Annotated in this window: 14 protein-coding genes; 9 read left to right on the forward strand and 5 right to left on the reverse strand. The window is 69.4% G+C overall.

The window, feature by feature from the left end; translation table 11 throughout:
- Positions 1–258 precede the first annotated feature (258 nt).
- The 3 genes from IE075_RS14745 to IE075_RS14755 are packed head-to-tail and all read left to right on the forward strand — an operon-like array spanning position 259 to position 1,675.
- Positions 259–837, forward strand: a complete 579-nt coding sequence (locus IE075_RS14745; protein ID WP_189457903.1) for an RNA polymerase sigma factor — start codon at positions 259–261, stop codon at positions 835–837.
- Positions 834–1,223 (forward strand): hypothetical protein, encoded by a 390-nt coding sequence (locus IE075_RS14750; RefSeq protein ID WP_189457865.1) that lies wholly within the window; start codon positions 834–836, stop codon positions 1,221–1,223. Before IE075_RS14745 ends, IE075_RS14750 begins: the two co-directional genes overlap by 4 nt.
- Positions 1,220–1,675 (forward strand): DUF3106 domain-containing protein, encoded by a 456-nt coding sequence (locus IE075_RS14755; protein ID WP_189457866.1) that lies wholly within the window; start codon positions 1,220–1,222, stop codon positions 1,673–1,675. Before IE075_RS14750 ends, IE075_RS14755 begins: the two co-directional genes overlap by 4 nt.
- Before the next feature lie 56 nt (positions 1,676–1,731).
- On the opposite strand, the gene IE075_RS14760 is transcribed toward IE075_RS14755, so the two are convergent.
- Complete coding sequence (locus IE075_RS14760) at positions 1,732–2,865, reverse strand: NAD(P) transhydrogenase subunit alpha (protein ID WP_189457867.1); 1,134 nt, start codon at positions 2,863–2,865, stop codon at positions 1,732–1,734.
- 107 nt (positions 2,866–2,972) lie between these two features.
- Positions 2,973–5,162, reverse strand: a complete 2,190-nt coding sequence (locus IE075_RS14765; RefSeq protein ID WP_189457868.1) for a DUF1631 family protein — start codon at positions 5,160–5,162, stop codon at positions 2,973–2,975.
- Between the two features lie 144 nt (positions 5,163–5,306).
- Here IE075_RS14765 and IE075_RS14770 point away from each other — a divergent pair, with 144 nt between their 5' ends.
- The 3 genes from IE075_RS14770 to IE075_RS14780 are packed head-to-tail and all read left to right on the forward strand — an operon-like array spanning position 5,307 to position 7,424.
- The gene (locus IE075_RS14770; RefSeq protein ID WP_189457869.1) at positions 5,307–5,924 is read left to right on the forward strand and encodes a nitroreductase family protein; all 618 of its coding nucleotides are present in this window, start codon (positions 5,307–5,309) and stop codon (positions 5,922–5,924) included.
- Positions 5,921–6,841 (forward strand): 5'-3' exonuclease, encoded by a 921-nt coding sequence (locus tag IE075_RS14775; protein WP_189457870.1) that lies wholly within the window; start codon positions 5,921–5,923, stop codon positions 6,839–6,841. Before IE075_RS14770 ends, IE075_RS14775 begins: the two co-directional genes overlap by 4 nt.
- Positions 6,842–6,869: 28 nt before the next feature.
- Entirely contained in the window at positions 6,870–7,424 is a 555-nt protein-coding gene (locus IE075_RS14780) for an NUDIX hydrolase (RefSeq protein WP_189457871.1), read from the forward strand.
- Positions 7,425–7,469: 45 nt separating this feature from the next.
- On the opposite strand, the gene pip is transcribed toward IE075_RS14780, so the two are convergent.
- Positions 7,470–8,411, reverse strand: a complete 942-nt coding sequence (pip, locus tag IE075_RS14785) for a prolyl aminopeptidase (RefSeq protein WP_189457872.1) — start codon at positions 8,409–8,411, stop codon at positions 7,470–7,472.
- An 87-nt stretch (positions 8,412–8,498) separates the two neighbouring features.
- Positions 8,499–9,284, reverse strand: coding sequence for a peptide chain release factor N(5)-glutamine methyltransferase (prmC, locus tag IE075_RS14790; RefSeq protein WP_229792560.1), 786 nt, complete (start codon positions 9,282–9,284; stop codon positions 8,499–8,501).
- A gap of 211 nt (positions 9,285–9,495) precedes the next feature.
- Between prmC and ahpC the strand changes: the two genes are divergently transcribed.
- The 3 genes from ahpC to IE075_RS14805 all read left to right on the forward strand — a co-directional run bounded on the left by ahpC (position 9,496) and on the right by IE075_RS14805 (position 12,880).
- Positions 9,496–10,059, forward strand: a complete 564-nt coding sequence (ahpC, locus tag IE075_RS14795) for an alkyl hydroperoxide reductase subunit C (RefSeq protein WP_189457874.1) — start codon at positions 9,496–9,498, stop codon at positions 10,057–10,059.
- 197 nt (positions 10,060–10,256) lie between these two features.
- Positions 10,257–11,840: an alkyl hydroperoxide reductase subunit F gene (ahpF, locus tag IE075_RS14800; protein ID WP_189457875.1), complete on the forward strand. Its 1,584-nt coding sequence runs from the start codon at positions 10,257–10,259 to the stop codon at positions 11,838–11,840.
- A gap of 104 nt (positions 11,841–11,944) precedes the next feature.
- On the forward strand, positions 11,945–12,880 hold the full coding sequence (locus IE075_RS14805; protein ID WP_189457876.1) for a LysR substrate-binding domain-containing protein: 936 nt from the start codon (positions 11,945–11,947) through the stop codon (positions 12,878–12,880).
- A gap of 6 nt (positions 12,881–12,886) precedes the next feature.
- On the opposite strand, the gene msrA is transcribed toward IE075_RS14805, so the two are convergent.
- Complete coding sequence (gene msrA, locus IE075_RS14810; RefSeq protein ID WP_189457877.1) at positions 12,887–13,567, reverse strand: peptide-methionine (S)-S-oxide reductase MsrA; 681 nt, start codon at positions 13,565–13,567, stop codon at positions 12,887–12,889.

The following is a 13,567-nucleotide window of genomic DNA, read 5'->3' on the forward strand; positions in this document are numbered from 1 at the left end:
CTCCTGGCCGATGCCCGGAGCATAACCGCGAATGAATGCACCGGTGGCTGCGTCAACGCGGCGGGCCGTCGCGCGTTGACGCTAGCGCAGACCGCCCTGCGCACCGGATCGAAACCCATTGAGCGCCACCACTTGCAGGACGCGAAGGACACGTGCACGCCGGGCGTGGTCGGTCTTGCAGACGGCGCAGTGGAATCCCGGCGCAGCCCCGCGCTGCGACTCCGGTGCTTCGTGTGGGCCGCCCCCTGGAACATCCGCATGCTGTTGCAGGTGAGCACCGGCACGGGTCCCGGGCACGACGCAGACGTGCCATTCGCGTCGCCGCCCGTGTCGATCGAACAATTCCTTGCAGGCATCGGGCCCCGCGCGTTCCGTTTCGCCGAGATCGGGCTGCGCCAGCGCGAGGACGCGCTCGACGCGGTGCAGGACGCGATGATGCGAATGCTCGCGTACCGGGATCGGCCCGCATGCGACTGGACGCCGCTGTTTTGGAGCGTGCTGCGCAGCCGGATCGTCGACCAGCAACGGCGGCGGATGTTCCGGTTGCGTTGGCTGATGCCCGCCCCCGCTGACGACGACGGCGCCTCGCTCGATTGGGCCGACGAGGCCACGCCGGATCCGTCCCGCGCGCACGATCATCGGGAGGCGTACGCGCATCTCGTCGACGCACTCCGCGCGCTGCCGCGTCGGCAGCGCCAAGCATTCACCCTTCGCGTGCTCGAGGAGCTCGATGTTGCGACGACCTCGCGGGCGATGGGCTGCAGCGAGGGCGCGGTCAAGACGCACCTGTTCCGGGCGCGCGAAGCGCTGCAACGCCATTTGAAGGACTGGCAATGAAGACCGCAGACGACGACTTCGACCGCGCGATGCGTGCCCTGCACGGCGACGCGGTGGCGCGGCTGAGCCCGGAGGTGCGCGAGCGCCTTCGAGCAGCACGGGTGCCGACTCGTGCCGCGCCGTCACGCCCGTGGATGGACTGGCCGATCGCAAGCGGACTGGCCGCCGTGCTCGTGCTCGCGGTCGCGCTGCCTCTACGGCCGCTCCTGACGCCGGCCGCGGGCACAGTCGCTTCCCCGCAGGCCACTGCGTCGGCGGTTGGGCCGGACAGTACGGCCGTCGAAGCGCCCCTTGAGCCGACCGCGCTCGTCTCTCTCGACGAATCCCCTGATTTCTATCTCTGGCTCGCATCGACCGACAGCGGGCCCGACGGAGCTTTGCCATGACTGATGTTTTTCAGCGCGCCTCCCGTTTCGCAGTGGTGGCGGCACTGCTCGCGGGATCCGCGATGCCGGCGTTTGGCCAATCGCCCCCTGCCCTGCCGAGCTGGGAGCAGCTGACACCCGCTCAGCGGGAACTGCTGATCGCGCCGGTCCGCGAGCGCTGGAACGCCGAGCCCGCACAGCGTCGGCGCATGCTCGCGCACGCCGAACGCTGGCAGTCGCTGTCGCCGGAGCAGCGTCGCCGCGCCCGGCACGGGGTTCAGCGGTGGCAGCAGATGGAGCCTGCCGAGCGCGAACACATGCGAGCCCTATTCGCGCACCTGCGCCGGCTGCCGGAGGCCGACCGTGCGGCCTTCATGGCGCGCTGGCGTGCCATGAGCGAGGAGCAAAAGCGCAGCTGGGCACAAGTACACCCGACGCCGACAGGCGAAAAACGCGAACGACGCGAGCGCTGACCCACCGTGACGCGCGCCGGCGGCTGGCGCTCAAGCGGCCGTGCAGCGTTGGTGCGTTACGGGGACGCGGCGTCGCGCGGCGGCCAGACGGTCTTGGCGAGCAGTTCGTCGTTCCAGTCGAACGCGATGCGGCCGTCCGCAACGAGCAGCGACACGAAATTCAGCACGTTGCGCGCGAACATCTCGCTGGCGTGCACCGCGCCCTGGCTCGCGAGGTTGAGCGGACCGGCGACGATGACACCATCGATCTCGACCGTCTCGCCCGGACGCGTGAGTTCGCAATTGCCGCCGGTTTCGGCGGCGAGGTCGACGACGACGCTGCCGGGCCTCATGCCGGCGACCATTGCCGCGGTGATGATCCGCGGCGCGGGCCGCCCCGGCACGGCGGCCGTGGTGACGATCGCATCGATGCCACGCAAGTGCTCGCCGAGCCGACGCTGCTGTTCGGCGCGTTCGTCGTCGGTGAGCGCGCGCGCGTAGCCGCCCTCGCCTGCCGCGCTGACGCCCAGGTCCAGGAACCGTCCGCCGAGCGACTCGATCTGCTCGCGCGTTTCAGGCCGCACGTCAAAGCCTTCCACCTGCGCACCAAGCCGCCGCGCGGTGGCGATCGCCTGCAGCCCGGCGACGCCCGCGCCGATCACGAGCACCTTCGAGGGCCGGATCGTGCCGGCCGCCGTGGTCAACATCGGGAAGAAGCGCGGCGCGAGCTGCGCGGCGATGAGCACCGCCTTGTAGCCCGCCATGCCGGCCTGCGAGCTGAGCACGTCCATCGCCTGGGCGCGCGTGGTGCGCGGCAGCCGCTCGAGCGGAAACGCGACGATGCCGCGCGATGCAATCGCCTCGCCGCGGGCATCGTCACCGCCGAGCGCGAGATGCCCGACGAGCACGGCGCCCTCGCGCAAACGCTGCAGCAGCGATGCGTCGGGCGCCTGCACGCAGAGGATGACGGCGGCGTTCTGCGCGATCGCTTCGGCGTCGTCGATCACCGAGGCGCCGGCGTCGGCGTAGGCCGCATCCGGGAAGTGCGCCCCGCCACCGGCCCCGCTCTGCACCTGCACGCGTGCGCCGAGTGCAACCAGGCGCCGGACCGTATCGGGCGTGGCGGCCACACGACGCTCCCCGGGTGCGGTTTCGCGCAGCACGCCGATGGTGCAGGCGGTCTCGGGGGTCGAGCTCGATCGGTCGCTCATGCCGGCACTCCGCGGAGGTCGCCGCATCGTAAGGCAAGCCGATGCGAGGCGTCGGCCTCCATCTGCCCGACTAATCGCCGCTTTCGTTCAGCGGCGAAATGTCGCGCTCAGTGCTGGCCGACGGCGTGATCGAGCCGCTGGCGCAGCTGCAGCATCGCTTCAGAGAACGGGGTGCGCTCGCCGCCGAGCATCAATCGACCCGCGCCGACCATCGCCGCGAGTTCCTCCGGAGCCGCGACGAGCACGCGCATGCCGCGGCGGTTCACGAGCAGCAGGCGGGACGTCAGCGGGCTGACCCAGGCGATCTTCACCGACGTCGCCTCGCCCTGCGCATCAATCAGGCGCATCCACTCGCCCGGCTGCAGGCGGCGGATCATCGCGGCGACGCCCGGATCGTGCGGCACGGTGGCGGTGCCGCCGGCCAGGCACAGGCGCGGGTCGTCGTTCGCGGGTTCGTCGCCGGCAAGCGGCACGACCGCGTGCGTGCGGCGCTCCGCGTCCGGTGTGGCGAGATCGCGCACGAGCATCGCGAGCCCGTGACGCGCTGCGTTTTCGTCGAGACCGAGGCTGCCGAGGCATTGCACGATCGACGGCTGCAGCGCGATGAGGCAGTCCGCCAGGTCGCGGCCGCGCGCCTGGGCGGCCAGCGCGTCCGCGTTGACCAGGGCGTCGCCAAGGACGTGGATTTGCTGCACGCGCTCGCAGTCGGCGCCATCGCGCAGCAGCGTCTGCACGAGGTGGTGCCGCCACGGCGCGGACAGGAACTCCGCGACGGCGGCCGTAATGGGTGCCCGCGAAAGCAAGGCGTCGAGCGCGGCATCGGCGCTTGCACGCGCCTGGGCCAGGCGCTCGCGACCGAACGTCGCCTTCGCCGCCCGGCTTTCCTGCAGTTCGCCGCGGCGGCGCTGCTGCACGAGCAGGGCTTCGAGTTCGGCATGCGCAAGTTCGAAGATCGCAAGATCCTCGTGGTACTCGGCCACGATCCGCTGCGACACCGCGGACGCGCGCTCGAGCAGTTCGCGATCCTGCGGCGTCGAGCCGTCGTTGTCCTCGCAAGCCTCGGTCATCGCGTCGAGAAGGCGACGCGCCGGGTGCTGCGTCTGAACGAACAGCGCGTCGCCCGCGAGCGCCACCTTCACGTACGGCAGCACAAGCCGCGCGTACAGGCGTCGCGCCCGGTCCTGAAGCGCGTGCGTGCGGAACAGCGACTCGAACAGCATCGACACGAGGTCGATCGCGTCCTCTTCCTGCTCGCCGAGGCAGACACGGTCGTTGCCGAGCCCGAGGCGACGCGCGCCGTCGAGCATCTGGTCGCGGATCGCGTCGGACAAGCGGCCCGGCGCGGCCAGCGCGCGTGCGTAGGCATCCGGCGGCTCGCTCTGCAGCACCGATGCGATCGTCGCAACGTCGCGCACGGGGAGCGGGCGGGCCGGCGCCGGGGCGCCCGTGTGCATGGCCGCGGCATCGGGATTCCGGCGCGCGTGCAGCTGCGCGCGGAGCCCGGCGAGTTCGGCGACGAGCCGGGAGCTGACCACGGGCGGGGCCGCGGATTCGCCATGCCCGTCAGGGGCTGCAGACCGGACCGGCGGCGCCGACGCGCGCGCCTCGACCTGCTCGCCCAGCCACGCGCGCGTCGATGGCGTCGTCGTCTGCGGCGCGGCGCGGCGCGCGTTGACGTCCTGGCCGTAGCCGGCGGTCGCGAGCATCGCGTTGATGCGCACGTAAAGCTCGTCCAGAACGCGGCCGAGCGCGAGCTGGTACTGACGGAACATCACGCCGTTGAACGCGGCAGGCAGCCCCGTCTCGGCATAGGTTTCGATGAACGCCGAGACCAGCCGGGCAGGCGCGACCGGGTTGGAGCCGACATGCGCGCCGAGCGCCGACGCGACCGCGTCAAGCCGCTGCTTCATCACCTCGAGCGGGCGCTGGTAGCGCTGCTCGAGCATGTCCGAGAGGCGCTGGCCGGTGAGATGCAGGTCGAGCTGCTGCTCGCCGACCAGATCGAGCCGGTCGCCGCCCGTGATTGACGACGCGCCGCGGAATTCGTCGAAACCCGTTGCGATCTGCTGGCGGAACCGCATTACATGGCTCGCGCCGTTCTGACGCAGCAAAGCGAGCGCAGTCTGCTCCTCGTACGAAGGGCCACCGGCGGTGGACTGCAGCGTCTTCTCGACCGCCTGAGCAAGGGCGTGCGGCAGCGCGCCGAGTTGCTCGACGGCTAGACGCTTCATCTCCTCGAGCACACGCACCGGATCGGTGCGCGATGCGGACGCGGCGGTGAGCGAGTGGACAGACATGGCGACGTCTCCCGTACGCTGCGTGACAGTGGATCGACTCTTCGAGGTCTTTAACGGCCCTTCCGAGGCAATCTAGTGTCGATTTGCGTCACTTCCGTCCCCCGCCCCGACTATTTTTCCGTTCCGTGATTCAGGTCCCATCGAATGCTTGACGCTGCGCAACACCCCGCCGACGGCGCACTCGCCGCGCTCGACTCCCGCCGCTCGATCCCGCCCAAGCAGCTCCGCGAGCCCGGGCCCGACGACGCCACGGTGCTGCGCATGCTGCGCTCGGCCGTGCGCGTGCCCGACCACGGCAAGCGCGTGCCGTTCCGTTTCCTCCGCTTCGAGGGCGATGCGCGGCACGCGTTTGGCGAGCGGCTGGCCGCGCGGTCGCGCGAGCGCGATCCGAACGCAAGCGACGCGGCGATCGAGAAAGACCGCATGCGGTTCTCGTATGCGCCGGTGATCATCGCGGTCATCGCGCAACTCGGGGACGACGGAAAAATCCCGGCGACGGAGCGCTTCTCGACCGCGTCATGCGTGTGCTTCTCGCTGCTGCAGGCCGCGCACGCGCTCGGCTACGGTGCGATCTGGCTCACCGGCTGGCTCGCGTACGACGAGACTGTGCGCGGATGGCTCGGCCTCGCCGCGGACGAGCAGGTCGCGGGCTTCATCCACATCGGCACGCCGAAATGCGAGGCCCCCGAGCGTGATCGCCCCGATCCGCGCGCACTGCTGCAGGACTGGTCTCCCGCCGACGCGCCAGGCACGACGCGATGAGCATGCCGACGGTTTACCTCGTCGATGCGAGCGTCTACGTGTTCCGCGCCTGGCATTCGATGCCCAATGAGTTCCACGACCACGACGGCTGGCCCATGAACGCGGTGCACGGCTTCGCCCGCTTCGTGCTCGAGCTCCTCGAGCGCACGCGGCCGCAGCACATCGCCATCGCGTTCGACGAAGCGCTCGACACCTGCTTCCGCCACTCGATCTATCCCGCCTATAAGGCAAACCGCGACGCGGCGCCCGAAGAACTGCGTCGCCAGTTCCGCCACTGCCAGGCGCTGTGCGACGTGCTCGGGCTCAACGTGCTGGCCGACCGCGAGTACGAGGCCGACGATCTCATCGGCACCGCAGCGCATGCGGCGCGCGCGCACGGCTTCCGCTCGGTCATCGTCTCGCCGGACAAGGACCTTTCGCAGCTGCTCGTCGGAGAGGACGAGCAGTGGGACTTCGCGCGCGGCCAGCGCTGGACGGCGGCCGGTGTGCCCGCGCGGCACGGCGTGCACGCGCACCAGATCGCCGACTATCTCGCGCTGACGGGGGACGCGGTCGACAACATTCCCGGCGTGCCCGGCGTCGGCGCGAAGACCGCCGCTGCATTGCTCGCGCATTTCGGCTCGCTCGATGCGCTGCTCGCACGCGTCGAGGAAGTGCCCTATCTGCGCCTGCGCGGCGCGGCCGCGTGCGCGGCCAAGCTGCGCGCGCATCGTGAGCAGGCGCTGCTGTGCCGCCAACTGTCGACGATCGCACTGCATGCGCCGATCGACGCCGCCCGAGTCCCGTTCGCGCGTGGCCGGACCGGGGCCGATGCGCTCGCGTCGCTGTGCGAGGCGCTGCGTTTCGGACCGCTGACGCGGCGTCGCCTGCATGCGGCGGCCGGCCTCGACTACACCCCGTCAACGTCGGCGGCTTAGGATCGGCACACCCGACTGAGGATGCGCGATGAGCGAGCCCCCCCTCGAGACCGTTTACGCCGGCGAATGGCTGCGCATGATGCGGCGCGGCCACTGGGAGTACGTCGAACGCACGCACGGTGAGGGCATGGCCGTCATCGTGGTCGCGGTGACGCCCGAAGATCGCGTGCTGTTCGTCGAGCAGTACCGCATACCGCTCGGCAAGCGCACGATCGAGATGCCGGCCGGCCTCGTCGGCGACGAGCACGCCGGCGACACGCTGGCCGATGCGGCGCGCCGCGAACTCGTCGAGGAGACCGGCTGGAAGCCGGGCCGCGTCGACGTGCTGTTGACCGGGCCCACGTCCGCCGGCATGAGCAACGAGCGCATCGCGTTCGTGCGCGCGACGCAGCTGGAGAAAGTCGGCGACGGCGGTGGTGTGGGCGACGAGGCGATCATCGTGCACGAGGTGCCGCGTGCCGATGCGCCCGCGTGGCTCATTTCGAAACAGCGCGAAGGCTACGAACTCGACCTCAAGCTCTGGGCCGGGCTGTGGATGATCGAGCGCAATCCCGACGGCTCACCGGCGCCGCCGGTCGCGTGAACCGTTTCGGCGACGCCTCTGCGGCGTCGCCGGATTTCAGCGGCTTCACGCGAAGCGATCCGTCGCGCGCACCAGCGCGTCGATGTTTTCCGGCTCGAACGCGGAGTGTCCTGACGCCGGCGTGATCACCAGCTCGGCCTGCGGCAGTGCCTTGTGCAGGTCCCACGCGTTCGCGACCGGGCAGACCACGTCGTATCGGCCGTGCACGATCACGGTCGGAATACCGGCGAGCCGGTGCGCGTCGCGCAGTAGCTGGTCGTCGACTTCGAAGAAGCCGCTGTGCACGAAGTAGTGGTTCTCGATGCGCGCGAACGCGAGCGCGAACGCCGGGTCCTCGTGGCTTGCGGTGAAGTCCGTGTCCACATGCAGGAAGCTCGTCGCGCCTTCCCAGACGCTCCATGCCCGCGCGGCCTCGAGCCGCGTGGCTTCATCGTCGCTCGTGAGCCGGCGGTGATAGGCACTGATGAGGTCGTGCCGCTCCACCGGCGGGATGGCCGCGAGGTAGTGGTCCCAGGCGTCCGGGAACAGCCGCGACGCGCCTTCCTGGTAGAACCACTCGAGCTCCCAGCGGCGCAGCATGAAGATGCCCCGCAGCACGAGTTCGGTGACGCGCTCCGGGTGCTTCTCCGCATAGGCCAGCGCGAGCGTCGAGCCCCATGAGCCGCCGAACACCTGCCAGCGTTCAATGCCGAGCGTCTCGCGCAGCTGCTCGATGTCGGCGACGAGGTGCCAGGTCGTGTTGTCGACGAGATCGGCGTGCGGTGTCGACTGGCCTGCGCCGCGCTGGTCGAACAGCACGATCCGGTACTTCTGCGGGTCGTGGAAGCGCCGCATTTTCGGGCTGCAACCGCCGCCCGGACCGCCGTGCAGGAGCACCACCGGCTTGCCGTCGGGGTTGCCGCACTGCTCGTAATACAGCGTGTGGCGGTCGTCGACCTTGAGCATGCCGGTGTCGAACGGCTCGATGTCCGGATAAAGCGTGCGCATCGCGGGCCTCCTCGGTGAGGTCGGCAGTCTAACAACGTGCTTCGACACGACCGCGTCACTGGACCGCCGGGATCAAGCGGAAGGCGTTTAGTTGCGCCGACCGAATGTCACTCGGTCGCGATGCTCCAGATCGCGTGCGGTCTCGACGTCGCACCACCCCGCCTCCTGAAGGACGGCGCGCACCGCGGCGCCCTGGTCGAACCCGTGTTCGAGCAGCAGCCAGCCGCCAGGTCGCGTGCGGCCGAAAGCGTCGCGCGCGATCGTGCGGATCGCGTCGAGGCCATCCGCACCCGACGCAAGCGCCGAGGGCGGCTCGTATCGCAGGTCGCCTTCGACCAGGTGGCGGTCGTGCTCGGCAATGTACGGCGGGTTGCTCACGATGACGTCGAAACGGGCGTCGGCGAGTGGCGTGCACCAGTCACCCAGCGCGAAGCGGACGTTGGTCAGCCGGAGCCGGTTGGCATTGGATCGGGCGACTTCGAGCGCAGCGGCACTCGCATCCGTTGCGATGACGCGGGCTTCAGGACGTTCGCTCGCGATCGCAAGGGCAACGGCGCCGCTCCCGGTGCCGAGGTCGGCGACGTCGAGCGCCGTGCCATCGGGCAGGCGCGCGAGCGCAAGCTCGACGAGGAGCTCGGTCTCCGGGCGCGGGATCAGCGTCGCCGGCGTCACCGCCAGGTCGAAGCTCCAAAAACCCCGCAGGCCGGTGATGTATGCAACCGGTTCCCCGCGAGCGCGGCGCGCGACGACGTCTTCAAAGCGCTCGCGCTCATCCCCGGAAGGGGTGGCATCAGCGTGGGCGAACAGCCAGCTGCGCGGCCGCTCCAGCACGTGGGCGAGCAGCAGCTCCGAGTCCGCCGGATCGATGCGCATGCGGGCGAGACCCAGGAGAGCACGCACGTCGAGGGGAGTGTCAGGCATTCGCGAATGGTAACGGGCGCGCCGCGGTGAGCCGGAGCCCAAGGCCGGCGCCTCGTCGCCAATAGGCGATGACTATTAACATAATGCGCTCGATCAATTTGATTGATGACCCATCACAGCCTATCCTCCAACGTCGTTTCCCGTGTTCAAGGAGCTGTAGCGAATGTCGTTGATCAACACCGCAGTGAAGCCGTTCAAGGCGCAGGCCTTCCATAACGGCAAGTTCGTCGAGGTCACCGAGAAGAACCTGCAGGGCAAGTGGTCGGTGATCGTGTTCATGCCGGCGGCCTTCACGTTCAACTGCCCGACCGAAGTCGAAGACGCCGCGGAGAACTACGAGGCGTTCCAGCAGTCCGGCGCCGAGGTGTACATCGTCACCACCGACACGCACTTCTCGCACAAGGTGTGGCACGAGACGTCGCCGGCCGTCGGCAAGGCGAAGTTCCCGCTCGTCGGCGACCCGACCCATTCGCTGACCCGCGCGTTCGATGTCCACATTGAAGAAGAAGGCCTCGCACTGCGCGGCACCTTCATCGTCAATCCGGAAGGCGTGATCAAGGCCTACGAGATCCACGACAACGCGATCGCGCGCGACATGAAGGAAGCGCTTCGCAAGCTCAAGGCGGCCAAGTACGTCGCCGAGCACCCGGGTGAAGTCTGCCCGGCGAAGTGGAACCAGGGCGCCGAGACGCTCAAGCCGTCGCTCGACCTCGTCGGCAAGATCTGATGCTTCACGGTCCCGGGCGCCATGCCCGGGACCGCTCTCCGCGGATGCTTGCATCAGCGGCCCGGACCAGCCGGACTGACCCCTCCGGCCGCCTCTCTCCTCCGGTCCTGGCCGCTCCTGCAAGCACCCGCGCGCGACGTCCGTCCGCGCACGCTCCCCACCGTATTCCGACCACCCAGCCCAGTGGAGGCTTCGCCATGCTCGACGCCAGTCTCAGGCCGCAGCTGCAGGCCTATCTTGAGAAAGTCACCCAGCCGATCCAGCTCATCGCCTCGCTCGACGACAGCGACGCGTCGCGAGAACTGGACGCGCTGCTGCGCGATATCGCGTCACTGTCCGAGCGCATCGAGTACGTCCATGCCGACGACGACGCGCGTCGCCCGTCGTTCGCGATCGTCCGCAAGGGCACGGACATCGACGTGCGCTTCGCGGGCATTCCGATGGGCCACGAGTTCACCTCGCTCGTGCTCGCCCTGCTGCAGGTCGGCGGCCACCCGCCGAAGATCGACGAGAGCGTGCAGAACCAGATCCGCGATCTCGAAGGCACGTTCCGCTTCGAGACGTTCATGTCGCTCTCGTGCCAGAGCTGCCCGGATACGATCCAGGCGCTCAACGCGATGAGCGTGATCAACCCGAACATCAAGCATGTCGCGATCGACGGCGCGCTGTTCCAAGGCGAGGTCGAGGCGCGCGGTATCATGTCCGTGCCGACGATCTTCCTCAACGGCGAGCACTTCGATCAGGGCCGCATGACGGTCGAGCAGATCCTCGCCAAGCTCGACACCGGCGCTGCGGCACGCGCCGCTGACGAGTTGAAGACGAAAGAGGCGTTCGACGTGCTCGTCGTCGGCGGCGGGCCCGCCGGTGCCGCGGCTGCGGTGTATGCCGCGCGCAAGGGCATCCGCACCGGCATCGCGGCCGAGCGATTCGGCGGGCAGGTGCTCGACACGATGGCGATCGAGAACTTCGTGTCGGTGTCCTACACCGAGGGCCCGAAGCTCGCAGTCGCGCTCGAGCAGCACGTGCGCGAGTACGAGGTCGACATCATGAACCTGCAGCGCGCGACGAAGCTGCACCCGGCCGGCCACGACGGCCTGGTCGGCGTCGAGCTTGAGAACGGCGCCACGTTGCGCTCGAAGTCGGTGATCCTCTCGACCGGCGCGCGCTGGCGCCAGCTCAACGTGCCCGGCGAAAAGGACTACGCGAACAAGGGCGTGGCGTACTGCCCGCACTGCGACGGCCCTTTGTTCAAGGGCAAGCGCGTCGCGGTGATCGGCGGCGGCAACTCGGGCGTCGAGGCGGCGATCGACCTTGCCGGCATCGTCGCGCACGTCACGCTTGTCGAGTTCGACACCCAGCTGCGCGCCGACGAAGTGCTGCAGCGCAAGCTGCGCAGCCTGCCGAACGTCGAGATCATCGTCAGCGGCCAGACCACCGAAGTGCTCGGCGATGGACAGAAGGTCAACGGTCTCGTGGTGAAAGACCGCGTCAGCGGCACTGCACGCACGATCGAGCTCGAAGGCGTCTTCGTGCAGATCGGCCTGCTGCCGAACACCGAATGGCTGCGTGGCACGCTCGATTTGTCGAAGCACGGGGAAATCGTCATCGACGACCGCGGCGCGACGTCGCTGCCGGGTGTGTTTGCAGCCGGCGACGCGACCACCGTGCCGTACAAGCAGATCGTGATCGCAATGGGCGCGGGCTCGACCGCGGCGCTGTCGGCATTTGACCACCTGATCCGCAGCTCGGCGCCGGCCGACGAGGCGCGCGCCGCAGCGTGACGACGGTGCAGACGCTCGGGCTCGGCCCGGGCATGCGGCGGAGCCTCGGGTAACATCGATCGATCGCCGGCAGCGCGCCGGCACTCACGGACGGAGAGCGGGCATTGAATCTGCGCGACCTGCGCTATCTCGTGGCGCTTGCCGATCACAAGCACTTCGGCCGCGCGGCGGAGGCCAGCTTCGTGAGCCAACCGACGCTGTCGACGCAGATCCGCAAGCTCGAGGACGAGCTTGGCGTCGCGCTCGTCGAGCGTGCGCCCCGGCGCGTCATGCTGACCCCGGTCGGCGCGGAAATCGCCGATCGCGCGCGCAAGATCATTGCGGACGTCGAACAGATGACGCAGATCGCGCGCCGCAGCCAGGACCCGGAGGCCGGCAGCGTGCGGCTTGGGCTGTTCCCGACACTGGGTCCTTACCTGTTGCCGCATGTCGTGCCGCAACTGCGCTCGCGTTTCCCGCGCCTTGAGTTGCTGCTCGTCGAGGAAAAGACCGATCAGATCCTCGCGCGCCTGCGCGATGGGCGGCTCGACGCGGGGCTGCTCGCGCTGCCGGTGCACGACGAACAGCTGCACGTCGAGCCGCTGTTCGACGAGCCGTTCGTGCTCGCGGTGCCGCGCCCGCATGCACTCGCCCGCCGCGACGCGCTCGACATGCGCGATCTCGATCGCGTGCACCTGTTGCTGCTTGAGGAAGGCCATTGCCTGCGCGACCAGGCGCTCGACGTGTGCAGGCTGTCGGGCGCGGACGAGCGCGACGGCTTCCGGGCGACGAGCCTGGAAACGCTGCGACAGATGGTCGCGGCCGGTGTCGGGATCACGCTGTTGCCGATGCTTGCCGTGCAGCCACCGGTGCCGCCGTCGAAGGACATCGCGTTGCTGCCGTTCGACGGCGAAGCGCCGCACCGGCGCATCGCGATGGTCTGGCGGCGCAGTTCGGCGATGGGCGCATTCCTGTCACTGCTCGCGGCGGAATTCCGTGCGCTCCCACCGGAGCTGCTCGAGTTTCCCGGCCACGCGGCCGCAGCCCTCGCCTCGCGCTGACCCGTCTCAACCTGAAGCGCCAACCGGGCAGCGCACCCCGGTGCCGCCCAGGCCGCAATAGCCGTCGGGGTGCCGGGCCAGGTACTGCTGGTGCTCGTCTTCGGCGTAATAAAACGGCGGCGCCGGGTGGGCGATCCCGGTGGTGACCGGGCCAAAGCCGGCGTCGCGCAGCCGCTGGCCGTAGACATCGCAGCTCGCGATCGCCGCCTCGTATTGTGTCTGCGTGTCGCAGAAGATCGCCGATCGGTAGTTCGTGCCTAGGTCGTTGCCCTGCCGCATGCCCTGCGTCGGATCGTGGCCCTCCCAGAACGTTGCGAGCAGCGCATCCAAGCTGACCCGGCTTGCGTCGTAGACCACGAGCACGACCTCGGCATGCCCGGTTTCGCCGCTGCAGACCTCTCGATACGTCGGGTTCGACGTGTACCCGCCTGCGTAGCCCACCGCGGTGGTGTGCACACCCGGCATCGACCAGAACAGACGCTCCGCGCCCCAGAAACAGCCCATGCCGAACTGCACGCGCGCAAGGCCGCTGAACGCATCCCGCAACGGGCGACCGAGCACGCGGTGCACGTTGCAGGCCAGGGGCATCGGCGTTTCGCGGCCGGGCAGCGCGCTTTCGGGACGCGGCATGCGCTGTTTGTAGGCGCCGACGCCGAGCCGGCCCTCGAGCACGGAGCGCCGGACCAT

The organism is Cognatilysobacter bugurensis (assembly GCF_014652095.1).
GTDB lineage: Bacteria > Pseudomonadota > Gammaproteobacteria > Xanthomonadales > Xanthomonadaceae > Cognatilysobacter > Cognatilysobacter bugurensis.